The organism is Serratia ficaria (assembly GCF_900187015.1).
GTDB lineage: Bacteria > Pseudomonadota > Gammaproteobacteria > Enterobacterales > Enterobacteriaceae > Serratia > Serratia ficaria.
In genome coordinates this window covers 3541386-3564923 of the sequence record NZ_LT906479.1, presented here as the reverse complement: position 1 = coordinate 3564923, position 23538 = coordinate 3541386, and the positions used below count along the sequence as shown (strand labels likewise).

The window sequence follows — 23538 nt, the reverse complement described above, 5'->3', positions numbered from 1 at the left end:
TTACATATAACGCAAAAATGCGAGCTGAGTCGCAAAATGCCGTGAAACGACACCGCACGGCGCATGAAAAACAGCATGACATCAGCACGCGCAGGGCTAGGTTAACGAACTGTGACAAATTTTACATTCAAATAACATTTGTTCGCGGCAGAGTCGGTGGTCAGCGGCTATAACTTAGTAACCCTGTCAGGTAAAAAGTGTTTCACCTTTTCAAACTAGGGATTTCATGTGGAGAGTATCCAACTTTCGGTAGTGCATCGCTTGCCGCAAAGTTATCGTTGGCTATCTGGTTTCACCGGCGTCAAGGTTGAACCGATTCCGCTGAGCGGAATAGACGAAGATAACAACCTGATTGGCCTGAAGCTGCTCAGCCATGAAGGGGCCGAGGCCTGGCAGGTCATGCAGCAGCTCAACCTGTCGCTGCAGGAGATCCAGGTCGACTGCGCCGTCGTCGAATGGGAAGGGGAACCCTGCCTGTTTGTGCAACGCAGCGACGAAAGCGCCACCATGTGCCGGCTTAAAAACGTCGGCGCGGCGATTGCCGAGCAGCTTAGCGCACAGTACCCTTTCTGATCCCGCCGCTAATCCGCCAGCTGCAGCAGCTGTCGGGTATAGTCGGCCGCGGGCGAGGTGAAAATCGTCCGGCAATCCCCCTGTTCAACCACTTCCCCCTGCCGCAGCACGATGACCTGATGGCACAGTGAGCGCACCACCTGCAAATCATGGCTGATAAACAGATAGGCCAGCCGGTGGCGCCGTTGCAGCGACTTCAGCAAGGTCAAAACCTGCGCCTGCACCGATTTGTCCAGCGAAGACGTCGGCTCATCGAGGATCAGCAGCTGCGGCTGCAGGATCAGCGCGCGGGCGATGGCGATGCGCTGACGCTGGCCGCCGGAGAACTCGGTGGGATAGCGATGGCGCAATTGCGCATCCAGCCCAACCTCCTGCAGCGCCGCGATCACCCGTTGCTCCCGCTGTTCGGCGCTCAGTTTCTGGTGCACCTCCAGCCCTTCGGCGATGATCTGCTGCACGGTCAGCCGCGGATTCAGCGCGGAATAAGGATCCTGGAAGACTATCTGCATGCGGCTGCGGTAGGGCAGCATCTGCTTCATATTGAGCGCGTGCAGGGGCTCGCCGTCGAACCACATCGCGCCCTGAGAGGCCAGCAGGCGCAGCAGCGCCAGCCCGGTGGTGCTTTTTCCGGAGCCGGACTCCCCCACCAGCCCGACGCTTTCCCCGGCGCGTAGTTCGAAGCTCAGGCCGTTCAACGCGTAGTGGTAGTCTACCGTACGGCGCAGCAGGCCGCGGCGAATGGGGAACCGGACCTGCAGGCCTTCCACCTTGAGCAGCGGGCAGGCGCCGCCGGGGGGCGGTTCAGGCAGCGGCAGCGGTTCGCCGACGTCTTCGGCGGCCAGCAGGCGTTGGGTATAGGGGTGCTGCGGCCGGCTGAACAGCAAGGCGCGCCGGTTCTGTTCCACGCAGCGCCCCTCGCGCATGACCGCCACGTTATCCGCCAGGCGGCGCACGATATTCAGGTTATGGGTGATGAACAGCAATCCCATGCCCATTTCCTGCTTCAGCTCCTGCAACAGCTTCAGGATCTGCGCCTGAATGGTCACGTCGAGGGCGGTGGTGGGTTCGTCGGCGATCAGCAGCTTGGGCCGGGTCAGCACCGCCATGGCGATCATCACCCGCTGGCGTTCGCCGCCGGAGAGCTGGTGCGGATAATCTTTCAGCCGGGTTTTGGCACTGCGGATGCCGACCCGATCCAGACACTGAATAATCTCACTGCGCGCCGCGTCGCGCCGCATGCCGCGGTGCAGCATCAGCACTTCCGCCAGCTGTTTTTCGATGTTGTGCAGCGGATTGAGCGACACCATGGGTTCTTGAAATATCATCGCTATCTGGTTGCCGCGCACTTTGCGCAGCTCAGACTCGGGCGCATGCAGCAGCGAGGCGCCGTTGAAGCGGATATCGCCGCCGGGATAGACCACCGGCGGCGACGGCAGCAGGCGCAGCACCGACAGCGCGGTAACGCTTTTGCCGGAGCCGGATTCGCCGACCAACGCCAGCGTTTCGGCCTGCTCTATCTGCAGCGACAGGCCGTTGACCACCGGAACCAGCGCCTCTCCCTGTCGGAAGGCGACGCTGAGATCCTGAATCGAAAGCAGTGGAGTGCTAGCCATATCAATGCGCCTTGCTGGGGTCAAAGGCGTCGCGCACCGCTTCGCCGATAAAAATGAGTAACGACAGCAGCACCGCCAGCACCAGGAAGGCGGTTATGCCGAGCCACGGCGCCTGCAGGTTGTTTTTACCCTGCAGCAGCAGTTCGCCGAGCGACGGGGAACCGATCGGCAGTCCAAAACCGAGGAAGTCGAGCGAGGTCAGGGTGGTGATCGACCCGCAGAGGATAAACGGCAGGAAGGTCAGCGTCGCCACCATGGCGTTGGGCAGCATGTGGCGATACATGATGATGCGATCCGGCACCCCCATGGCGCGCGCGGCGCGGATGTAATCATAGTTGCGGGTACGCAGGAATTCGGCGCGCACCACGCCCACCAGGCTCATCCAGCCGAACAGAATGGTGATGCCCAGCAGCCACCAGAAATTGGGCTGCACGATGCTCGACAGCAAAATGATCAGGAACAGCGTCGGCATGCCCGACCAGACCTCGATAAAGCGTTGCCCCCACAGGTCAAATCGCCCGCCGTAATAGCCCTGGGTAGCGCCGACGCACACGCCAATCAGGCTGGAAAACAGCGTCAGTGCCAGGCCGAACAGCAGCGAAATGCGAAAGCCGTACAGCACCCGGGCCAGCACGTCGCTGCCGTTGCCGTCGGTGCCGAGCAAATTATGGCGCGAAGGGGCGGAGGGGAAGGGCACCTCGGTGGCGAAGTTGATGGTGTCGTAGCTGAAGCGGATCGGTGCCCAAACGGCCCAGCCGTGGCGTTCAATCTGCCGTAGCACGAAGGGATCCTGATAGTCGGCGGCGGTATCCAGCTCGCCGCCGAAGGCGGTTTCGCTGTAGTTGACCATAAAGGGCAGGTACAGCCGCCCCTCATAGCGCACCAGCAGCGGCTTGTCGTTGGCGATCAGATCGGCGGCCAGGCTGAGGACAAACAGCGCCAGGAAGATCCACAACGACCAATAGCCGCGGCGATTGCTGCGAAAGCGCGCCCAGCGCGCCTGATTGTTCGGGCTCAGGCGGCTCATTGGCGGGCCTCGAAATCAATGCGCGGATCGACCAGGGTATAGGTGATGTCGCTGAGAATATTCAGCAGCAGGCCAATCAGCGTGAAGATATACAGCGTGCCGAACATCACCGGATAATCGCGCTGCAGCGTGGCGTCGTAGCCCAGCAGCCCGAGGCCGTTGAGCGAGAACATCACTTCAATCAGCAGCGAACCGGTAAAGAACATGCTGATGAAGGTGGCGGGAAAACCGGCGATCACCAGCAGCATGGCGTTGCGGAACACGTGGCGGTAGAGGATTTTCCGCTCGTCCAGCCCCTTGGCGCGGGCGGTGATGACGTACTGCTTGCGGATCTCATCGAGAAAGGCGTTTTTGGTCAGCATGGTCAGGGTGGCGAAGCCGCCGATCACCGTCGCCAGCACCGGCAGGGTAATGTGCCACAGGTAGTCGGTGACCTTGCTGTACCAGGGCAGGGTGTCGAAGTTGCTGGAGACCAGCCCGCGCAGCGGGAACCAGTCCAGGTAGCTGCCGCCGGCGAACAGCACGATCATCAGGATGGCGAACAGGAAGGCCGGAATGGCGTAGCCGATGATGATCAGCGTGCTGCTCCAGGTATCGAAGGCGCTGCCGTTGTGGATAGCCTTGCGGATGCCGAGCGGGATCGACACCAGGTAGATGATCAGCGTGCTCCACAGCCCCAGGGTAATGGAGACCGGCAGGCTCTGGCCAATCAGTTGCATCACCGACGCGCCGCGAAACAGGCTGTCGCCAAAGTCGAGGCGCATGTAGTTCCACAACATGTTGAAGTAACGCTCGTGCAGCGGCTTGTCGAAGCCGTAACGCCGGGTGATCTCGGCGATCACCTCCGGATCCAGCCCGCGCGCGCCGCGGTATTGGCTTTCGGCGGCGCTGGCGACGCCGACCCGCGCATGGCCCGCGCCTTCACCCGTTCCGCCGCCGCCGAAGCCGCTGCTTTGGCCCATTTCGATGTTGGCGATCGCCTGATCGACCGGGCCGCCGGGGGCGACTTGCACGATAAAAAAGTTGATGGTGATGATCGCCCACAGCGTGGGGATCACCAGTAACAGCCTGCGTATCAGATAAGCCGCCATCGCAGACTCCTTATTGCCGTTGGGCCGGCAAGCGCGCCGCCTTGTTGACGTCGAACCACCAGTTGTCGAAGCCGATGGCGTAAGGCGGGCGGATCGACGGCCTGGAGAACTTGTCCCAATAGGCGTAGCGGTCGTGGTTGGAATACCACATCGGCAGCATGTACATATTCCAGGTCAACACCCGATCCAGCGCGCGGCCGAGCGGCAGCAGGGCTTTCTCGTCGCCCTGGTGGCGCATGATTTGCCGCACTAGGCTGTCGACGGCCGGATCGCTGACGTGCGGGGTATTCCAGCTGGAGTCGATATATTTTGAGTCCCAGCTGGTTTCCAGGCTGGAGCCCGGGAACGGCATCGCCAGATAAACCGTGGGCATCATATCGAAATCGCCGTCGCGCATGCGCTTGGTGAACTGGCTGACATCGATATCGCGGATCTGCATATCGATGCCCAACCGCTGCAGGTTGTGCTGGAACGGCAGCACGTACTGAAAGTTGCTGCCGCTCAGCAGCATCAGTTCGAAGCTGAAAGGCTGGCCGGTTTTCACGTTGACCAGCTTTTGGTTTTTGACCGTCCAACCGGCCTCTTTCAGCAGCTGGGTCGCCTTCAGCAGGTTTTGGCGATCGTTGCCGCTGCCGTCGGAGGACGGCGGCTGATAGAGGCTGGTGAACACCTCCGGCGGCACCTGGCCCTTGAGCGGCGCCAACAGCGCCAGTTCGGCGGCGTCCGGATAGCCGGCGGCGGCGTACGGGGTGTTTTGGAAATAGCTGTTGGTGCGCTGGTAGGCGTTGTAATACAGCGCCTTGTTCATCCAGTCGAAGTCGAAGGCGAGGGTAATCGCCTGCCGCACCCGGCGATCGGCAAACAGCGGGCGCGTCATATTGAACGCCATCCAGCGGGTGTTCTGCGCCGACTGATTGATTTCGTCCTGCTTGATGATGTAGTTGCGCGCAAAGTTGCCGCCCTGATACTGGGTGGCCCAGCTTTTGGGCGAGCTTTCGATGCGGAAATCATAAGCGCCGGCCTTGAACGCCTCCAGCGCCACCTTGTCGTCCAGGTAGTAGTCGTAGCGGATGCTGTCGAAGTTGTAGCGGCCGCGGTTGACCGGCAGGTTGGCCGCCCAGTAGTCGCGTACCCGCTGATAGGTGATGTATTGGCCGAGGCGGTAGCCGCTGATTTTATAAGGGCCGCTGGCCAGCGGCGGCGTATTGAGCGGTTCGTTGAGCAGGTGGTTTTGCCAGAAGCTGGCCGGCAGGATCGGCAGGCCGAACAGCCCCAGCATTTTATCCTTGTCCGGCTGCGGGAATTCCATGCGCACCGTCAGCCGCGAAATGGCTTTGACCGTTACGCCCTTATAAGCCAGGCGGAACTGCGGCACGCCTTCGGTCATGAACTTGTTAAAGGTAAAGGCCACGTCGGCCGCGGTGATCGGGCTGCCGTCGTGGAAGCGCGCGCGGGCGTTGATGTCGACCTCAACCCAGCGCATGTCGGCCGGAAAGCGGGCCGATTCGGCAACCAGCGGATAGTAGCTGCCAATTTCATCGTCGGAGGTGGTGAACAGCGAATCGTAAAGCTGTTCCGTGCGCTCGCCGGGCACGCCGCGGGTGGCGTAGCGGTTAAAGTTGTCGTAAGTGCCGATTGCCGACAGCCGCACGTCGCCGCCCTTGGGCGCCGCCGGGTTGACGTAGTCGAAATGGCTGAAGTCGGTGGCGTATTTCGGATCACCGATCAGGGCGAAAGCATAGCTTTCATTGAGCGTTTCGGCCTGCAGGCCGAAACTGAGTGCCGAGAGCACCAGAGCAGCAAAAACGCGCACGGACATCAGACGGTAAGCTCCTGCTGTGTAATGAAATTAACCTGCGCCCAGCATAACATTCTCCGCATGGTCGCAGGGTAAAGAAGTTTAAAGATCGGATCGTTGCGCCTGATAATCAAACACCTGACGGGCGTTGCAGTAGGCGACGAAGTTTTCGATGCTCAGCGGCTTGCTGTAATAATAGCCCTGCATAAAGGTCACCCCGTGTTCTTGCAGAAAATGCACCTGCTCGGCGGTTTCCACCCCTTCGGCCACCGTCAGCATTTTCAGCTTTTTGGCCAGTGAAATCACCGCGTCCAGCACCGGGGCGGTGACCGTGTCCTGGCCGATCGAGTTGACGAAGCCGCGGTCGATCTTCAGGTAGTCCATGCTGAAACGCTCGAGATAAATCAGCGCGCTGTGGCCGGTGCCGAAGTCGTCGATCGCGATCTCGATGCCTTGTCTGTGCAGCCAGTCGAATTCCGCCAGCGCGTTATCCTCCTCCACCATACCGCGTTCGGTGATTTCAAACACCAGCGTAAAGTAGTTGGGCGGCAGTTGGGCCAGCAGTTCGTAGACATCCTGATGGAAGGACGGCGCGCTGAGATGCGAAGGGGAGATATTCAAACCGATCTTGGCGCCCTGCGGCAGCGCCTTGGCCAGCTGCGGCGCATCTTCGGCGATCAGGCGGAACAGGTGGCGGGTCAGCGGCACGATCAGCCCGCCGCTTTCCGCGTAGGGGATGAACAGGTCCGGCGGAATGCGCCCTTCGATCGGGTGCTGCCAGCGGATCAGCGCCTCCAGCCCGCCGATGGCGCCGCTGCGGGTATGCAGCACCGGTTGGTATTCGATAAAGAATTCGTTGCGTTTGATGCCGCGCAGCAGCGCCCGTTCGGGGCTTTGGCGCAGCAGCAGCATGTAGTAGCAGAGCACGCCGAGCATCAGCGACAGCACCAGGCTGCCCAACAGGGTCAGGCGAATGTCGTTGGGCGTCAGCTTTTCGTTGTAGAACATGATGCTGAGCGGCAGGCCGGCGATGGTCAGGCTGTCGGCCTTGTCGCGCGGCAGCTGGCTGACCGGCATCAGGTTCGGGCTGAAGGTGGTCAGCGCGCGATCGCCCATCACGATGGCGATGCCCGGCGCCTGGGCATCGTGCGAGGTGAACAGCATGTAGGGCATCAGATCGATGTCCAGCGTGGCCAGGATGCCGGTATCCTGCGCGCCGGGCTGGCGCAGCCAGACGGCGACCGCCGGTTTGCCCGGCACGATGGGCGTGCCTTGCTGCAGCTTGAGATCGAGCCGCCGGCTCCCGTCTATTTCCGGATAAAGATTTTTCAGCGTCATATTCATGTCGCCGGTGGCGGAAGAGCAATAGGCGAAGCCGTTTTTCACCAGCAGAAAGGTGCGCACGCCGGAGGTAAACGCCGCCTGATAGGTAATATCCGCCTGGCTGGACAGGCAGGGTTTGGCGGTGAGCGGCAACATTGTCTGCATGGCTTGCGTCAGGCTGTTGATATAGCCGAGGGCGAATTTTTGCGTGCGCGCTTCGACCGCGCGCTGATATTGCACGCGTTGATGGGTAATAAGCGACAGGGTGACGGCGGTGAACAGGATAAAAAAGACCAGGGCAGCAATGCTGCTTTTAACCAGGCTGCGCTGTCGGTGCGACACGCTGCGGGCAAATGCCCTTTTCAAACCCATAAAGCTGCCCCCTGAGCATGGCGTAGCCATCTGTTATTATTTTGGCGATAGGGTTTCATATATCTCAATAACGGCATTTCAGCGATTTCTCATCGTTACCACCGGGGGGCTTGGCGCATTTTCTGGCGGCGGCGTGAAACTCCCCGGGATTTTAAAGAATATTTATCGTTCAGCCGCAGTTTAAATAACGCATCACCACCGTTACCGTCATTTGACGATAATAGGCGAGTTTTTCGTCGGCGGTGCGATTTCCTTCAAACAACGTGTCAAAAGTATATTGGTTGGCGGCGTGATGGAAACACAGCGAGCTGATGATGCGGTGCAAATCGCGCGCCTGGGTTTCGGCGGGGAACAGGCCCTCGCGCACGCCGCGCTGCAGAATGTCTTCCAGCGTCTGCAGCGCGCTGGTATTGAGCTGCTTCAGCTTTTCGGACTGCCGGGCATATTGGCCGCGCTGCATGTTTTCCAGGCTGACCAGGCGGATAAAGGCCGGGTGCGCCGCATGATAATCGAAGCTGGCCTCCACCAGCCGCTGCATCGCCTCCATGGGCGGCAGGGTCGCCAGATTGAGGGCGATTTCGTCCTGTCGTATATGGGTGTAGGCGTATTCCAGCACCGCGATATACAGCGCCTCTTTATTCTTGAAGTGATACACCACCATGCGTTTGGTGGTGTCGGCCTGCTCGGCGATGCGTTCGAGGCGCGCGCCCTTCAGACCGGACTCGGAGAACTCCGCCAGTGCGCTTTCAAAAATGCGCTGTTTCAGGCCTTCGGGATCGTTTTTACGCGGGCTTTTGGCTGGGGGATCGCGATGAACGCTCAAAATAGGCTCCGTTATATGGCTGGCTCAAAAACTGGGGACGTTGAACAATCTAAGAGCAGGGGAGGTAAAGTGCAAACATCGCGGCCGATGCCTGCGGAAAAAAAACGCCGCCCGAAGGCGGCGTCTTATCGCTCGTTTGGTATTCAGGACAATCAGGTATTTCGCCGTCAACTGCTGGTCAGCACCCGACGCGCTTCGCGATAACGTTTATTCCAGTAGTTATCGGTCAGCTTGGAAATCATCACGCCGCTGCTGGTGGAGGCATGAACGAATTGATCGTTACCCAAATAGATGCCGACGTGGCGCCCGGTAGAGCCGGCGCGGAACAGCACCAGATCGCCTGGACGCAGTTTGGTGCGCTGGATTTTCTTGCCGACATCTTCCTGTTGATAGGTAGAACGCGGTAAGTCCATGCCAAACTGTTCGCGGAAGGTGCGCTGTACAAACGCCGAGCAATCGATGCCGCGCTTGGTTTCACCGCCTAAACGGTAGCGAACGCCTTTCCAGTCTGCATACTGATCCATAATCTTTGACTTAACGTCAACGTTACGAACCATGGCTTCGAATTCATCCTGAGAGGCTTGCAGTAAAAGACCGTCTTTGTCATTAACTGCACGCATCTCAGTTTGTGCGTTATTCAAGTTCGAAGTGTGAGTCGAGCTGCACGCGGAGAGCATGACCGCGGCGGCAATTGCAGGGATCGCCCGCAAAAAATATCTCAAAAACGGTTGAGATTTGACCATTGTTGTTGTTTTCCCTTGAAGTCCTTAACGACGAAAGTCGCTACCTGAAAAATGCCAAACGGAACGAGACTAATCCGCACCTGTTTCATCGACAATCAGTTACCTCTGAAAACGTGCTGGAACGCACATTTTTAGCGGATTTAATGCTGAGTCGAGTTAAACCAGGCACAAACGCATTTGAGATTACCGGAACAAATAAGGGATTGCGAGCCTTTTTCCATCCTTTTTTATATGAATTTGTGATGTAACATAATGTAAAACTTCATATAAAAAACGATGAGTGTGGGTTGTGCTGACTTGGTGGGGATGAGGTAACGAAATCGTTAACCCGCTGATGCGAAAATAAACCTGGGGCGATGGGAAGCCGGATCGGGAGGCGAAGCGCCTCCCGGCGTCATAGCTGCAGGTTATGACCGGCCTGGCCGATGCTTACCGGGCAACAGGCGGTTCAACCGGTCGATCAGCCAGTCGCTGAACGGCGTCATCAGGCACCAGCTGGCGCCGACCAGCACCACCGACAGCGAGCCGACGGCGATATCGGTGAACCAGTGCGCGCCGATCATCACCCGCGGCAGGGAGAAGAACAGGGTGATCAGCAGCGCCACGGCAAAGGCCCGGCGGTTGAAGTAGCGCAGCATAAAGCAGGAGAAAATGATCAGCATCATGCCGTGATCGCCCGGGAAGCTGTCGCTGGAGGCGTCCTTGGTGGGAATGCCGGTCAGTTCGCTGACGCGGTTGATGGAGTCAAAGGTCAGCGTCGGGCTGGGGTGCTTCACCGGCAGCAGGTGGCCGAGCTGGTTGAGCACCACGGCGGTCAGCAGCATCACCACGCCGGTAATCAATAAACGGCGGCGGCCGGCGGCGTCCTGTTTCAAATAGAAGTACAGGTACAGCAGCCCCATGGCGATCAGTGAAATAACGTCGAAAGCGCGGTTGTTGGTGATGGCGACCAGGTGCAAAAACGCCGGGTCGGTCGCCAGATGGCGGTTAAAGAAAAAGAAAATCGCTGAGTCCAGGGTAAACCACTCGCCATGGTTAGCCGGCAGGAACCAGGACAGGAACAGCGCAATGCCCAGTAAGTTTAATAGAATGATGAAGGGTAAATTGCGGCGCGTCATGACATAACCTGTTGGAAGTATAAATTAAACAATGCGAAATTCGGCGGTTTTCAGCCGGCTTTATCGGCCGGGGCGAAAACCGCGAGGTACCACGGTAATGTTGTTAACTTAAACGAATCTTAAACAATGCCGCTTGCAGGGCGTTCCAGTCGGCGTTTTCGCTGTGGATCAGCTCAATGCGGCTGTCCAGCGGCGCCACCGGGCGGGTTTCTATGCTGAGGTCTTGCCCCTGGCGGTTGATCAGCAGCGTGCCTTCGGCGATGTGCACTACGCCTTTGGCGCGATCCACCGGCGCCAGCCGCACCCATTCCATAAAGCCGACGGTGTCGAACCGGGTCTCGCCGTCAAAAATCCAGCCACAGCCGGTAAACCCTTGTCCCTGGTTGAGCGCCCGGCGCCAGCGTGAATTTTCCGGCAGCCGCAGCGCCGCCAGCCCCTGCGTTTTGGCATGGCTATGATGATGCTGCGCATCCGGCAATTCTGTGCGATTCGTGCGCGGGCTGTCCAGCCACGCCGCGTCGGCCTGTCCTTGCTCGATGCGATGGCAGGGCCGCTGCAGGGGATCCTGCGCCGTCCAGGCCTGCAGCGCCAGCACGTCTTCCGGCCGGTAGGTGTCGCTTTTGCTGGCCAGAATCAGGTCGGCCGCCGCCAGCTGGTCGCGGAAGTTTTCATTGTCGCGGTAGCGGGGCTGGCTAAGCTGGCGGGCATCCAGCAGGCACAGGGTGGCCTGCAAATCTACCCAGCCGGCGTAGCTGTCCTGGGTCAGCAGCGACAGGATTTGTTTCGGATGGCCGAGCCCGGTGGGTTCGATCAGCAAACGGTCGGGTTTGGCCTGCTGCAGCAGCATGTTCAGCCCGACCTGCATCGGCAGGCCGTTCACGCAGCACATGCAGCCGCCGGGGATCTCTTTCAGCACGGCGCCGCTGTCGGCCAGCAGCGCGCCGTCGATGCCGATTTCGCCGAACTCGTTCACCAATACCGCCCAGCGCTCATGCTCGGGTTTTTGCGCCAGCAAATGGCGGATGGTGGTGGTTTTACCGCTGCCGAGGAAGCCGGTAATCAGGTTGGTTTTGGTCATCGATTATTCCTGATTGCAAAAGTTAATCTGATCAATAAGTGAGCGGCGCTGTTCTAATGCCGAATAGCGGACGCTGGCATGTGCGCCATCTCGCAAATTTTGCACGCTACGATGCGCCTTTCAACCGCCAAAATCCATCGTATCAGGTCAGAAAATTCCTAGGTAAAACCATGGATTAGCCATGGAAAATGCGGGGTAGTAGCTTGTTTTTACATGGTTAATGACCCGATTAGCCGACAAATAAATCCCCTTTCCTTGCGATTATTCCTAACAAGATCCTCTATGTTTAAATTGGCTTAACTAAAAATGAGGTTGCCATGAACGTCTTTCGGTTATTTTTGATCGCAGGAATGTTGTTTTCATGGACGGCTGTCAGTCAGGCAGGCGTTGCCGGCGGGGTGATTCGCTTCGTCGGTTCTATCGTAGAAAGTCCTTGCTCGGTCAATATTGCCGATTCTACCGCGAAGACGCAATGTTATCGCAACGGTCAGCATTATCAGGCGCGGCAAACTTTGTCAGGTTTCGATGCTACACGCAAAGAGCTTCCGCTGAATCTCGGCACCACCGAGATGAAGTGGGTGGATCAACAGAAAAAACTGGCTGTCATGACGGTCGTTTATCGTTAAGTCGTTCCGCCATGCCGGAGCGTTGCGCCGGCATGGCTACCCTGGCGGGCCGTTCAGCCCGGCTGCCGCATGACCCAATCCTTCACCGTCTGGCGCGCGCCGCGGTCGCGCAGCGCCAGATAAGCGCGGCTGACCGCCGCCACAAAGGCTTCCTCCGCCGGCAATTGCTCGCCGAATACCGACGTTAGCGCCAGCAACGCCTGCACGCGCCGGCTATCGTCTGGCGTGGCCGCGACCTTTTGCCGCAGGGGTTCCAGCAGCGGATCGCGAATGTCGATAGGCTGACCGGCGTCATCCACGCCGCCGACATAACGCATCCAGCCGGCCACCCCCAACGCCAGGCCGGCATAATCTCCGCCGTGCTGCAGGTGCCAGCGTACCGAATCCAGCATGCGTTGCGGCAGCTTTTGCGTGCCGTCCATGGCGATTTGCCAGGTGCGGTGCTGCAGCGCCGGGTTGCTGTAGCGCGCGATCAGTTCGCTGGCGTAGCCGGCCAGATCGATGCCGCTGACGCTGAGCGTCGGCGCCTGTTCGTTGAGCATCAGACGGTGCGCGGCGCGGCGGTAGTATTCGTCCTCCATGCATTCGTTGATGTACTGATAGCCGCCGAGGTAGCCGAGGTAGGCCAAAAATGAATGGCTGCCGTTCAGCATGCGCAGCTTCATCTGTTCAAAAGGCAGCACGTCGTTTACCAGCTGCGCGCCGGCCAGCTCCCAGGCCGGACGGCCGGCGGCGAACTTATCCTCGACCACCCACTGAATAAACGGCTCGCAGGCGATGGCGCATTCATCGCGCACGCCGCCCAGCTCGGCGGCGATCTCATCCAGCGTCTCCGGCGTGGCGGCCGGGACGATGCGATCCACCATGGTGCTGGGGAAGGTCACCTCGGCGGCGATCCAGTCGGCCAGGGCGCGATCGCGCGCCTGCGCCAGATCGAGCACCGCGTTGCGCAGCACGTGGCCGTTTTCGGGAATGTTGTCGCAGGAGAGCAGGGTGAAGGCGGGAAGGGCGCGCGCGCGGCGCAGCCGCAGCGCCTCGACCAAAATGCCCGGCACGGTGGTCGGCTGCTGCGGCCGGGCCAAGTCGGCGACGATCCCCGGATGCTGCAGATCCAGCCGGCCGCTGCCGGGCTCGATGCAGTAGCCTTTTTCGGTGATGGTCATCGACACGATCGCCACCTGGGGTTCCGCCAGCTTTTCCAGCACCGCTTCGATGCCTTCCAGCTTGCGGTGCAGGCTCTCATGCACCGCGCCGACGACAATGGCCTGGTTCCCGCCGGCGCCTTTCTCCAGCACGCTGTACAGATGATCCTGCCGGCGCAGCGCTTCGAACAGCGGCACGCCGCCGGACAGGCTGATTTCGCAGATTCCCCAATCGCCGCCCTGGCGATTCAGCACCCGGTCGGTGAGCAGCGCCTGATGGGCGCGGTGAAAGGCGCCGAAACCGATATGCGCTATGCGGCTGCGCAGGGCGCGGCGGTCATACTGCGGCTGTTGAACGGCGGCGGGCAGCGGCTGATGGGCGATCGTTTTCATGCTTGGCTCCAAAACGGGGGAAACGACGGGTTGGCAACTTGTTAAAAGTTAGCAGACCAGTTTTTCCGGTCGTAAACAACGATGACGGCGCGGTGCGCCTGAAAATTTAACCGACGCCAGTGTAGAGCGGCTGGCGCATCAATGAAATTGGTCAGTCCAAAATAAGCCAGAATCGTGAAGTGGATCAACCAATGGCGCTTTCGCTTTTGACAGCGTGCGGCGAAAGGGTAAGGTAAAGATAAATGATATCTCGCTTCAATTGGTATAACAGAATCGCCGGCATCGGCGATGCGCACAAGGATAAATAATGGAACAAACATGGCGTTGGTACGGGCCGAACGATCCGGTCTCTCTGGACGACGTGCGCCAGGCCGGGGCAACCGGCGTGGTGACGGCGCTGCACCATATTCCGAACGGCGAAGTCTGGCCGGTCGACGAGATCCGCGCGCGCCAGGCGCTGCTGGCCGAAAAGGGGCTGGTATGGTCGGTGGTCGAGAGCATTCCGGTACATGAAGAGATCAAAACGCACAGCGGCGACTGGCAGCGGCATATCGCCAATTACCAGCAGTCGCTGCGCAATCTGGCGGCCTGCGGCATCGACACCGTCTGCTACAACTTCATGCCGATCCTCGACTGGACGCGCACCGACCTGGAATACCCGCTGCCGGACGGCTCAAAGGCGCTGCGCTTCGACCAGATCGCCTTCGCCGCTTTCGAGCTGCACATTTTACGGCGCGCAGGGGCCGAGCGGGATTATACGCCGGAGGAGCAAAGCCAGGCCGCGGCGCGCTTTGCCGCCATGAGCGAGGCGGAGAAAGCCAGGCTGACCGGCAACATCATCGCCGGGCTGCCGGGCGCGGAAGAGGGTTATACGCTGGATCAGTTCCGCGCCCGCCTGGCGGAATATGACGGTATCGACAAGGCGCAGCTGCGCGAGAATATGGCGGTGTTTCTGCGCGCCATCGTGCCGGTGGCGGAAGAGGCCGGCGTGCGGTTGGCGGTGCATCCGGACGATCCGCCGCGGCCGATCCTCGGCCTGCCGCGCATCGTTTCCACCTTTGAAGACATGCAGTGGCTGAAGCAGACCGTCGACAGCATTCACAACGGCTTCACCATGTGCACCGGCTCTTACGGCGTCCGCGCCGACAACGATCTGGTGCGGATGATTGAAACCTTCGGCGATCGCATCCACTTTACCCATCTGCGCGCCACCTGCCGCGAGGAAAACCCGAAAAGCTTCCATGAAGGGGCGCATCTGCAGGGCGATGTGGATATGGTGGCGGTGATTGAGGCGATATTGACCGAAGAGCGGCGTCGTCACCGGGCGGGCGATCGCCGGCCGATCCCGATGCGCCCCGATCACGGGCACCAGATGCTGGACGACCTGAAGAAGAAAACCAACCCCGGCTATTCGGCGATTGGCCGCCTGAAAGGGCTGGCGGAGCTGCGCGGGGTTGAGTTGGCGCTGAAACGACGCTTCTTCCCGGAACTGCCGTAACGGGAAGAAGCAAGCGAGATAACTTACTCAGCCCGGCTCATGTAGCGGCGTTCGGCGATATGTATGCGGATCTTGTCGCCGGCGCTGAGGTATTCCGGCACCTGAATGGTCAGGCCGGTCGCCATGGTGGCCGGTTTGTTGCGGGCGCTGGCGGAGGCGCCCTTAATGCCCGGCGCGGTCTCGACGATTTCCATATCCACGGTTTGCGGCAGCTCCAGCGCCAGCACTTGGCCGTCCAGCGTCAGCACCTGCATGCCCGGCAGGCCGGCTTCCGGAATGAACAGCAGCTCGTCTTCGATCTGATCCTTCTTGAAGATGTACGGCGTGTAATCTTCATCATCCATAAACACGTATTCTTCGCCGTCGATATAGGAGAAGTTCACCTTGCGGCGCGACAGGGTGATGGTGTCGAGAATATCGTCGCCCTTGAAACGCTCTTCCACCTTCAGCCCGGTGCGGACGTCGGAAAAACGCATTTTGTATAAGGTGCTGGCGCCGCGGGCGCTGGGGCTCTGCACATCGATATCTTTCACCAGCAGCAGTTTGCCGTTGTAGTTGATCGCCATGCCGCGCTTAATTTCGTTAGCTCTTGCCATATAAATTCATCCGCAATGAAGAGGTTTTGAGAAGTTGCGACAAGGTACTCGCGCCGCTGATTTCAGGCAAGAGCCCAGCGCAAAAAACAGTGTGCGACGAGAGAAAGCAGGAGGGCGGGCACCCTCCCGTTGCGGCGTTAGCGGAACACCGGCAGCAGGCCGAACAGCGACAGCAGGTGCGCGGCGGCGTTGATCAGGCCGAACAGAATAATGAACAGGATCATGCCGCGGCCGCCCGGCGCACGATAGCTTGCCTGCGGGAAGCGGCGGCGGCTGGCGCGCGCCATCATCGCCGGCACCATCACCGCCCAGACGGTGGCCGCCAGCCCGGCGAAGCCGATGGCGTACAGGAAACCGTTCGGGAACAGCAGCGCGGCCAGCGTAGGCGGCGCGAAGGTCACCAGCGCGGTTTTGCTGCGGCCGACGGCGTCATCGCCGAATTTAAAGAAGTCCGCCAGATAGTCGAACAGCCCCAGCGACACGCCGAGGAACGAGCTGGCCAGCGCCATATAAGAGAAGGCGTTCAGCAGTTGGCTGACGGTCTGGCCGCTGGAGACGTTGCCCATCTGCTTCAGCAGGCTGCCGATATTGCCGCCTTCGGCAATCACCTGTTTGAAGGCGTCGCGCGCGATATTGCCCTGGATCACATACTGCCACAGGATGTAGATCGCCAGCGCCAGCAGGGTGCCGTACACCAGGCTGCGCACTACCGCGCCGCTGTCCTTGCGGTAATACTTCACCAGCCCGGGGATGTTGCCGTGGTAGCCGAACGAGGTCAGCAGGTACGGCAGCGCCGCCAGCGCATAGGGCAGGTAGCTGGCGTCGTTGTCGCCACGGTTGAACAGCACCGCCGGCTGTACGTGGGTGAACATGTCGCCGACCGACATCACAAAGGTGATCACCATACCGCCGATCAGGACGGTGCTGAGGCGATCGACCGCGCGGGTGGACAACCAGACGATAAACGCCACCAGGATGGCGAACACCAGCCCGGCGGCGCTTTGGCCGACGCCGACTCTGCCTGCCAGCGTGTGGGCGATAATCGAACCGCCGGCGGAAATATAGGCATAGGTGAGGATATACAGCACGAAGGCTATCGAGATGCCGTTGATGGCGTTCCAGCGCTTGCCCAGCAGGTCCTTGACGATGGTGTGGAAGCTGGCGCCGCTCGGGTAGTGGAGGGTGGCTTCGAGGATCATCAGGCCGGAGATCAGCATGCAGGCCCAGGTGTAAACCAGCAGCGCGACGGAACCGCTGAACCAGACGCCGGAAGTGACGATCGGAATGGAAAACATGCCGGCGCCAACGGCGGTACCGGCAATGATCATCGCGCCGCCGAGTACCGAAGGGCGGGCTGGCTTCTGGATGGTGTCCGTAGACATTGAGGCTCCTGGTGGGCTGGGGTTCTTTTGTACTAGCTCAATGGTACAGGTGCGGATGATGCATGTAAAGGGCAGTCGATGCGCGTTTCGCGCATTTCAGGCATGATTTAGGCCGTTGCTGGGCATTTGTTGGCCACCGGAGGTTTTCGCCACTGGCGAGGTGCGCAAGATGCGATGTAAAGATTGGCGGGAAAAGCGGGATTCTGCTGGCGGCGGATGAGCGCGGCTGATATTGTCGCGCTTCACTTCCCCCAGCCCACCAGGAGCCGCGCTGATGGACTGCCGTACCGACTGTGGCGCCTGCTGTATCGCGCCGTCAATATCCAGCCCGATCCCCGGGATGCCCAACGGCAAGCCGGCCAATACCCGCTGCATTCATCTGGATGAGCGGCTGCGCTGCGGCCTGTTTCATTCTCCGCTGCGGCCGAGGGTCTGCGGCAGCCTGCAGGCCAGCCGCGAAATGTGCCACGATCGCCGCGACCAGGCGTTGATTTACCTGGCCAGGCTGGAAGCGGACACCGCGCCCTAAGCGTCTTTCAGCTTCCACAGGCACAGCGCCGCGCCGGCCACCATCGCCAGCGCGGAATAGAACACCGCGTGATAGTTCCAGATCTCCGCTACCGTGCCGGCGATAGAGCCGGCGATGATCCAGCCTACCCGAATGGTGTTGGTGAACAGCGTGGTGGCCGCCCCGGCCTGGCCGGGCATCAAATCCTGGAAATACAGCATGCCGATGCCCGCCAGCACGCCGATAAACACCGCGTTAAGCAGCTGCAGCGCAATCAGCTGCCAACTGCCGGTGATAAACAGCAGGCCGATATAGAACAGCAGCCCGGCGCCGACCGCGCCGCGCATCAGACAACCTTTGCCGAAGCGTTTCGCCACCATGCCGGCGAGCAGCATGGTCGGGATCTCCAGCCCGGCGGCGGTGCCCATCAGTATGCCGGTCAGCCGCTCCGGCAGCCGCAGCGCGTGCGCCATATACAGCGGCATGTTGATCAGATACATGCTGTTGGCGGTCCACATCAGGGTGCAGGCGGCGAACAGCAGCAGCGCGTCGCGGCGATTCTGCCGCGGGGCTTCCAGCGTTGCGCCGCCTGCCGCCGCGGCTTTCGGCATCGAAGGCAACAGCTTCCACACCAGCGCGCCGCACAGCACAAAGGCCGCCGCCCCCGCCAGATACATCACCTTGAAACCGAAGCCCAGCGCCAGCGCGAAGGCGATTGGCGGGCCGATCACCCAGGCCAGCGACACCTGCGCGCGCATGATGGAGGTGAACATCACCGCCTCGCGCCCGGTGCGGTCGGCATGCTCCCGCGCCAGCGCGAACATCTGCGGATTGGCGGTGGAGCCGAAGCTGGTCAGCAGCACGCCGACCGCCAGCAGCAGGTAATAATTGCGGTTCCAGGCGAACAGCACGAAGCCCAGCGCGCCGAGCATGCAGCAGAAGAAGATCAGCGACTTGCGATCGCCTCTTTTATCCGAACGGCTGGCGAGAAACTGGCTGACCAGAATGCCGATGACCGCGCTGCCGGTAAAAAACAGCCCGACCATCGCCGGGCGCACCTTGACCTCGGTCGCCAGGAACAGGCTCAGCGTAGGCGTCTGCAACGCGCCGGCAATGCCGGTAAGGAATGCCGCCGCCAAAAAGGCCAGCGAAGTGAAGTCGGGAGAGCGGCGCGTTACCGCGGTTGAAGTCGGCATAGGGTCATTAAACAGTCGGAAAAGGGGAGGTCACGCGCATAATACGCCCGTTCTTTTAAAAAAAACAAAAAACAAAAAGGAAAAAAACAAAAAACGGTTTCAATTCGTTTAAGCGCCAGGCGCTGGGGGGGAAAGGGGGCGACGGTTCCACCGCCCCCGGTGAAGCGATTAGGCGCCGGCCGGCACCGCATGCGCGGTATTTTTCAGCACCTCGCCGCGGTATTTTTCGATCTGCAGCTGCGCCATCTGCCCGCAGTTGCCCTGCGCCAGGCTGGACGAGCCTACGTCGAAGGTCAGGCAGTTGACGTTGCCGTTCTTGCACAGCGAGCCGGGCTGCGCCGGATCGGCCGGATCGAACCAGGCGCCTTCGCTGATGCGCACCACGCCGGGGCGTACGTCTTCGCTAACCACCGCCCCCACTAGGATCTGGCCGCGATCGTTGAACGCCCGCACCAGATCGCCGCCGGCGATGCCGCGCGGCTGCGCATCCTGCGGGTGAATGACGATCGCCTCGCGATCCGCCACCGCATATTTTTGCCGCAGCGGCGTGTTGTCGAGCTGCGAGTGCAGCCGGTTGGTCGGGTGCGCGGTATTGAGCGACAGCGGGTATCTGGCCGCCTCCGGCCCGCGGTACCATTCGTGCGGCGGCATCCAGGTCGGGATGCCGGGGCAGTCCCGATAGTTCATCCTGGCGATGGCGTCCGAGTAGATCTCGATTTTACCGGACGGCGTGCCCAGCGGGTTCAGCAGCGGATTTTCGCGATAGTCGGCGAAGCGCACCCACTGTTTGTTGGCCTCCGGCACCGGGAAACGCACGTAGTTGTTGGATTGCCAGAACATGTCGAACGGCGGCAGCGCCACCCGGGCGCCGCGCGCCTGAGTTTTCATGTCGTCATACATGCCTTTCAGCCACTGGGTTTCATCCTTGCCCTCGGTAAAGGCGTCCTGCACCCCCAGCCTGGCCGCCATGGCGGCGAAAATGTCGAAATCGCTGCGCGATTCATGCTGCGGCGGCACGCACTGGTGCATCGGGAACACGTACAGCTGCGAATAGTCGCCGCCCATCTCCAGATCGTTGCGTTCGTAGCTGGTGGTGGCCGGCAGCACGATGTCGGCATGCTTGGCGGTGGCGGTCCAGTAGGGTTCGTTCACCACTATGGTGTCCGGCCGCTGCCAGGCCTTGACCAGGTTGTTGGTGTCCTGATGCTGGTGGAAGGTGTTGCCGCCCGCCACGTAGACCATTTTCACCTCGGGGTAGGTGACCTGCGCGCCGTTGAAGTCGATGGTCTTGCCCGGGTTGCTCAGGCATTCGGCGATGCGCGCCACCGGGATCGGCGTCGGTGAGTTTTTCGGCGCATTGCCGGCGGAGATGCCGGCGATGATGCCGCCCTTGGCGGTCGGGCTGCCGCCGGAGGAGTAGTGATAGCTGAAGCCGAAACCGCCGCCCGGCAGGCCAATCTGGCCGAGCATCGCCGCTACCGTGACCAGCAGCCAGTGCTGCTGCTCGCCGTGGTGCTGGCGCTGAATGCCCCAGCCGCCCATGATCATGGTGCGGTGTTTCGCCATGTCGCGCGCCAGCTGGCGCAGCACCTCGGCGTCGACGCCGCTGATGTCGGCCGCCCATTCGGCGGTTTTCGGCGTGCCGTCGCTCTCGCCCAGCAGGTAAGAGCGGAATTTGTCGAAGCCGACGCTGTAGGTCTGCAGGAAATCCGGATTATGCAGCTTTTCGGTCAGCAGCGTATGGGCGATGCCGATCAGCATCGCGCCGTCGGTATAGGGACGCGGGGCGATCCATTGCGCGCCGACAAATTTGGCGCTGTCGTTATGCACCGGATCTATGCTGATCACCCGGGTGCCTTTGTTTTTCAACGCCTCGAAGCCGGTCTGGCCGACGTGGTCCGGCACGTTCCAGCTGTTTTTCAGCGTGACCATCGGGTTGCAGCCCCACAGGATCACCAGTTGGCTGTTTTCGACCACGTTTGGCCAGGCGGTTTGCTGTTCGTAGACCTCCATCGAGCCGACCACGTGCGACATGATCACCTGCGCCGCGCCGGTGGAGTAGTCGCCGGCATAGCCGAGGAAGCCGCCGGTCAGGTTCATCAGCCGCTGCAGCAGCGTGCGGCTGTTGTGCAGCATACCGACGCTCTTCCAGCCGTAAGAACCGGCGTAGATCGACTGCGGCCCGTGGTCTTTCTGCAGGCGGGTGATTTCATTGCACACCAGTTCGATAGCCCGTTCCCAGCTGACGCGCACCCATTCGTCGCGGCCGCGCAGCTCGGTGCGGCTGCCGGGGCCGCCTTCCAGCCAGCTTTTGCGCACCATCGGGTATTTGACGCGGTTTTCGGCATGCACCTGATACGGCGCCATGGCGATCAGCTCATTCGGATAGGGGTCGTCTGCGATCGGCTGCACGCCGACCATCTTGCCGTCCCGAACTATGGCTTCGAAGGCGCCCCAGTGCGCGCCGGTCAGAATGCCTTTCTGCGCCTGACGCAGCGCCACAAACTGCGGCAACGCTTCGCTGATGGCCTGCGCCAGCGCGGATTTCGACCACAGGCCGGACAGCAGCGGAGCGGCGACCAGCGCGGCAGCGCCGGCCAGAAAGCGGCGGCGGTTCATTTTTAACGGTTGTTGATGGTTGCTCATTGCGCTTCTCCCTTAAAGCTTGGCCGGTGCGGCGGATGGCATATCGCTGGCGTGTTTTTGCACGTACTGGGTCAGCACCCGCAGCTGTTCCTGCGTCAGCGAGGTGCGCGGCGCCATGCCTTTAATCACGCCGATCCACTGGTTGGCGTTGAAACGGTCGAGCGCGGTCAGCCCGTGGCAGCCGGTGCAGTTGGCCGACATCATGTCCGCCGCGTAGCGCCAGATTTTCTGCTGGTCGTCGATCAGCTGCTTGCGCGGCAGCCAGACCTGCAGCGCTACCCGATGCCACACCAGCCCGGTTTCCGCATCGGTCAGGGAGTCGCCGGTTTTCAGCTGTTTGCGGGCGTCTTCACCCAGCAGCACGCTGAGAATGCGTTTGCCCTGGGCGGCGTAGAACACTTCGCTGACTCCGTCCTGCTGCCAGCCTGCAACGCTGGCCAACACCCTGTCGCCCTCCTGTTTCACCACCTGCACTTCGGTGGACGGCATCAGGTTGCCGGCGTTGTGGCTGTCATCGGCGCTGAGGAAGAACGGCTCGGTGGCGATGGTGTAGAGGGTCGTGGCGTCAGGGGCGGTCTCCGCCGCAGCTTTCGCCAGCTCGGCGGCGCCCGCCTGGGTTTCGCCGCTCATGTCCGGCAGGATATGCGCCACGCCTTTGTGGCAGTCGATGCAGGTTTCACCCTGCTTGATGGCCACCGGGTGCTGAAGGCGCGCTTCCGGCCGCTGGGCGGTCATGTCCATGGCGTCAAAGCTGTGGCAGGAGCGGCAGGTGGCGGAGTCGTTTTCTTTCAGCGTTTTCCACACCGACTGCGCCATCGCAAGTTTGTGCGCCTCGTATTTCTCCGGCGTATCGAGGGTGCCGACCATCTCGCCATAAATGTCTTTTACCGCACGGACCTTGGTCCACAGGTAATCGAGCGGCTCATGCGGCACGTGGCAGTCGGCGCATTCGGCGCGGATGCCCTTGGCGTTCTGGAAATGGACGCTGCCTTGGTATTCGGCCAGCGGCTGTTGCATGCTGTGGCAGGAAACGCAGAAGGCGGTGTCGCTGGTTTTATGGAAGACGGTGGCGGTGCCGGCCAGCAGCGCCGCACCGAGGATAATCCCCAACAGCACCAGCCATACCCATCCCCACCGGCGCTTTTTCTCGGAGCCAGTCAGTTTTTTGCTCATGGTAAACCCGCTTATTATTATGAAATCACAAGTAAAATCTTGCCAAAGGGCCGCCGCCGCAGGGGGCCGGCATGCCGTACTGATTATCGGGTTGATAATAAAAGGCACCTAATACCATAGGGTTATTCTGGGTCAATAAAATGGCGTTTAGCGAATAATTTAGGGTTATATCTTGTTGTATATAGCGGTTTTTTATCAGGAATTATGGCGGGGGCGGCAGGATCGCGGCCTGGGGATGAACCGCGATCGCTGCTGGGTTATGCGTTCGGCAGATAGGCCTGGCCGCTCAGCCACAGGCGAATGGCGGTGCGGCTGGCTTCGAAATGCGGTTCCGGCAGATGTTCGGGCGAGCACCAGCGCCACTCGGCGCATTTATCCGGCTCTTTCAACTCGGCCTGGCCGCCGGGGTGCGCCACCTGCAGACAAACAGACACCGTGTGTTTGCCTTCGGCGCGCCAGGTTTGCAGATTATTACTGACGCCGACAAAGCGCGGCGCATCGATCAGTAACCCGGTTTCTTCGGCGATCTCGCGCTGGGCGCACTGTTCGAAGGTTTCGCCGGCATCCAGATGCCCGCCGGGAATCGACCAGAAAGGGGCGTGCCGGCCGCAGCGTTTTCCCAGCAATATTTCCCCCTGCGGGTTAACGATAATCACCCCCACGCCAGTGACGACAGCCATGCTTTTCTCCTTCAGCAAAGTTTCAGCACAGTATGTCATTTTGCCGGCCGTGCGGCCAACCCTTGGGGAAAAGTGTGCGGAAGCTCAAAAATCTGCAATGGCAAAAGGGAGAAAACTTGCTTTCATCCTGAGCAGCTCA

21 protein-coding genes are annotated in these 23538 nt (G+C 60.6%); 4 read left to right on the top strand and 17 right to left on the bottom strand.

What is annotated here, in order from left to right:
• Positions 1–228 precede the first annotated feature (228 nt).
• The gene (locus CKW09_RS16835) at positions 229–573 is read left to right on the top strand and encodes a YejG family protein (RefSeq protein ID WP_061795855.1); all 345 of its coding nucleotides are present in this window, start codon (positions 229–231) and stop codon (positions 571–573) included.
• 8 nt (positions 574–581) lie between these two features.
• Here the strand turns inward: CKW09_RS16835 and yejF are convergent, their stop codons facing one another.
• From yejF to CKW09_RS16785, 9 genes are all read right to left on the bottom strand, one after another.
• Entirely contained in the window at positions 582–2186 is a 1605-nt protein-coding gene (gene yejF / locus CKW09_RS16830) for a microcin C ABC transporter ATP-binding protein YejF (protein WP_061795856.1), read from the bottom strand.
• Position 2187: 1 nt separating this feature from the next.
• Complete coding sequence (locus CKW09_RS16825; RefSeq protein WP_061795857.1) at positions 2188–3213, bottom strand: ABC transporter permease; 1026 nt, start codon at positions 3211–3213, stop codon at positions 2188–2190.
• A complete protein-coding gene (locus CKW09_RS16820) occupies positions 3210–4304 on the bottom strand; it encodes a microcin C ABC transporter permease YejB (protein ID WP_061795858.1) in 1095 nt (364 codons plus the stop codon). Before CKW09_RS16820 ends, CKW09_RS16825 begins: the two co-directional genes overlap by 4 nt.
• A gap of 10 nt (positions 4305–4314) precedes the next feature.
• Positions 4315–6123 (bottom strand): extracellular solute-binding protein, encoded by a 1809-nt coding sequence (locus tag CKW09_RS16815; protein WP_061795859.1) that lies wholly within the window; start codon positions 6121–6123, stop codon positions 4315–4317.
• Between the two features lie 81 nt (positions 6124–6204).
• Complete coding sequence (locus tag CKW09_RS16810) at positions 6205–7797, bottom strand: cyclic di-GMP phosphodiesterase (protein ID WP_061795860.1); 1593 nt, start codon at positions 7795–7797, stop codon at positions 6205–6207.
• A gap of 169 nt (positions 7798–7966) precedes the next feature.
• Positions 7967–8620, bottom strand: coding sequence for a TetR family transcriptional regulator (locus CKW09_RS16805; RefSeq protein WP_061795861.1), 654 nt, complete (start codon positions 8618–8620; stop codon positions 7967–7969).
• Positions 8621–8787: 167 nt separating this feature from the next.
• Complete coding sequence (gene mepS, locus CKW09_RS16800; protein ID WP_061795862.1) at positions 8788–9363, bottom strand: bifunctional murein DD-endopeptidase/murein LD-carboxypeptidase; 576 nt, start codon at positions 9361–9363, stop codon at positions 8788–8790.
• 407 nt (positions 9364–9770) lie between these two features.
• A complete protein-coding gene (locus CKW09_RS16790) occupies positions 9771–10481 on the bottom strand; it encodes a phosphatase PAP2 family protein (protein WP_061795863.1) in 711 nt (236 codons plus the stop codon).
• Positions 10482–10584: 103 nt separating this feature from the next.
• A complete protein-coding gene (locus CKW09_RS16785) occupies positions 10585–11559 on the bottom strand; it encodes a CobW family GTP-binding protein (protein WP_095098501.1) in 975 nt (324 codons plus the stop codon).
• Positions 11560–11876: 317 nt separating this feature from the next.
• Here CKW09_RS16785 and CKW09_RS16780 point away from each other — a divergent pair, with 317 nt between their 5' ends.
• On the top strand, positions 11877–12185 hold the full coding sequence (locus tag CKW09_RS16780; RefSeq protein ID WP_061795865.1) for a type 1 fimbrial protein: 309 nt from the start codon (positions 11877–11879) through the stop codon (positions 12183–12185).
• Positions 12186–12238: 53 nt separating this feature from the next.
• Here the strand turns inward: CKW09_RS16780 and CKW09_RS16775 are convergent, their stop codons facing one another.
• Both CKW09_RS16775 and CKW09_RS24590 read right to left on the bottom strand, forming a co-directional pair.
• Positions 12239–13720, bottom strand: a complete 1482-nt coding sequence (locus tag CKW09_RS16775) for a mannitol dehydrogenase family protein (RefSeq protein ID WP_095098498.1) — start codon at positions 13718–13720, stop codon at positions 12239–12241.
• 41 nt (positions 13721–13761) lie between these two features.
• Complete coding sequence (locus tag CKW09_RS24590; RefSeq protein WP_129544697.1) at positions 13762–14040, bottom strand: hypothetical protein; 279 nt, start codon at positions 14038–14040, stop codon at positions 13762–13764.
• On the opposite strand from CKW09_RS24590, the gene uxuA reads away from it, so the two are divergent.
• On the top strand, positions 14028–15218 hold the full coding sequence (gene uxuA, locus CKW09_RS16770; RefSeq protein WP_061795867.1) for a mannonate dehydratase: 1191 nt from the start codon (positions 14028–14030) through the stop codon (positions 15216–15218). The two genes, CKW09_RS24590 and uxuA, sit on opposite strands and share 13 nt — an antisense overlap.
• Before the next feature lie 23 nt (positions 15219–15241).
• On the opposite strand, the gene yeiP is transcribed toward uxuA, so the two are convergent.
• Both yeiP and mtr read right to left on the bottom strand, forming a co-directional pair.
• On the bottom strand, positions 15242–15814 hold the full coding sequence (gene yeiP / locus CKW09_RS16765; RefSeq protein ID WP_061795868.1) for an elongation factor P-like protein YeiP: 573 nt from the start codon (positions 15812–15814) through the stop codon (positions 15242–15244).
• A 137-nt stretch (positions 15815–15951) separates the two neighbouring features.
• A complete protein-coding gene (mtr, locus tag CKW09_RS16760) occupies positions 15952–17196 on the bottom strand; it encodes a tryptophan permease (RefSeq protein WP_095098495.1) in 1245 nt (414 codons plus the stop codon).
• A gap of 274 nt (positions 17197–17470) precedes the next feature.
• On the opposite strand from mtr, the gene CKW09_RS16755 reads away from it, so the two are divergent.
• On the top strand, positions 17471–17725 hold the full coding sequence (locus CKW09_RS16755) for a YkgJ family cysteine cluster protein (RefSeq protein ID WP_061795870.1): 255 nt from the start codon (positions 17471–17473) through the stop codon (positions 17723–17725).
• Here the strand turns inward: CKW09_RS16755 and CKW09_RS16750 are convergent.
• The 4 genes from CKW09_RS16750 to CKW09_RS16735 all read right to left on the bottom strand — a co-directional run bounded on the left by CKW09_RS16750 (position 17722) and on the right by CKW09_RS16735 (position 23399).
• On the bottom strand, positions 17722–18900 hold the full coding sequence (locus CKW09_RS16750; RefSeq protein ID WP_061795871.1) for a sugar efflux transporter: 1179 nt from the start codon (positions 18898–18900) through the stop codon (positions 17722–17724). The genes CKW09_RS16755 and CKW09_RS16750 overlap by 4 nt on opposite strands.
• A 168-nt stretch (positions 18901–19068) precedes the next feature.
• Positions 19069–21546 (bottom strand): trimethylamine-N-oxide reductase TorA, encoded by a 2478-nt coding sequence (gene torA, locus CKW09_RS16745; RefSeq protein WP_095098492.1) that lies wholly within the window; start codon positions 21544–21546, stop codon positions 19069–19071.
• Between the two features lie 12 nt (positions 21547–21558).
• Positions 21559–22719 (bottom strand): NapC/NirT family cytochrome c, encoded by a 1161-nt coding sequence (locus CKW09_RS16740; protein WP_095098489.1) that lies wholly within the window; start codon positions 22717–22719, stop codon positions 21559–21561.
• A 257-nt stretch (positions 22720–22976) separates the two neighbouring features.
• Positions 22977–23399 carry a nucleotide triphosphate diphosphatase NUDT15 gene (locus tag CKW09_RS16735; RefSeq protein ID WP_061795982.1) on the bottom strand — a complete coding sequence of 141 codons (423 nt, stop codon included), beginning with the start codon at positions 23397–23399 and terminating at the stop codon, positions 22977–22979.
• Positions 23400–23538: the final 139 nt, after the last annotated feature.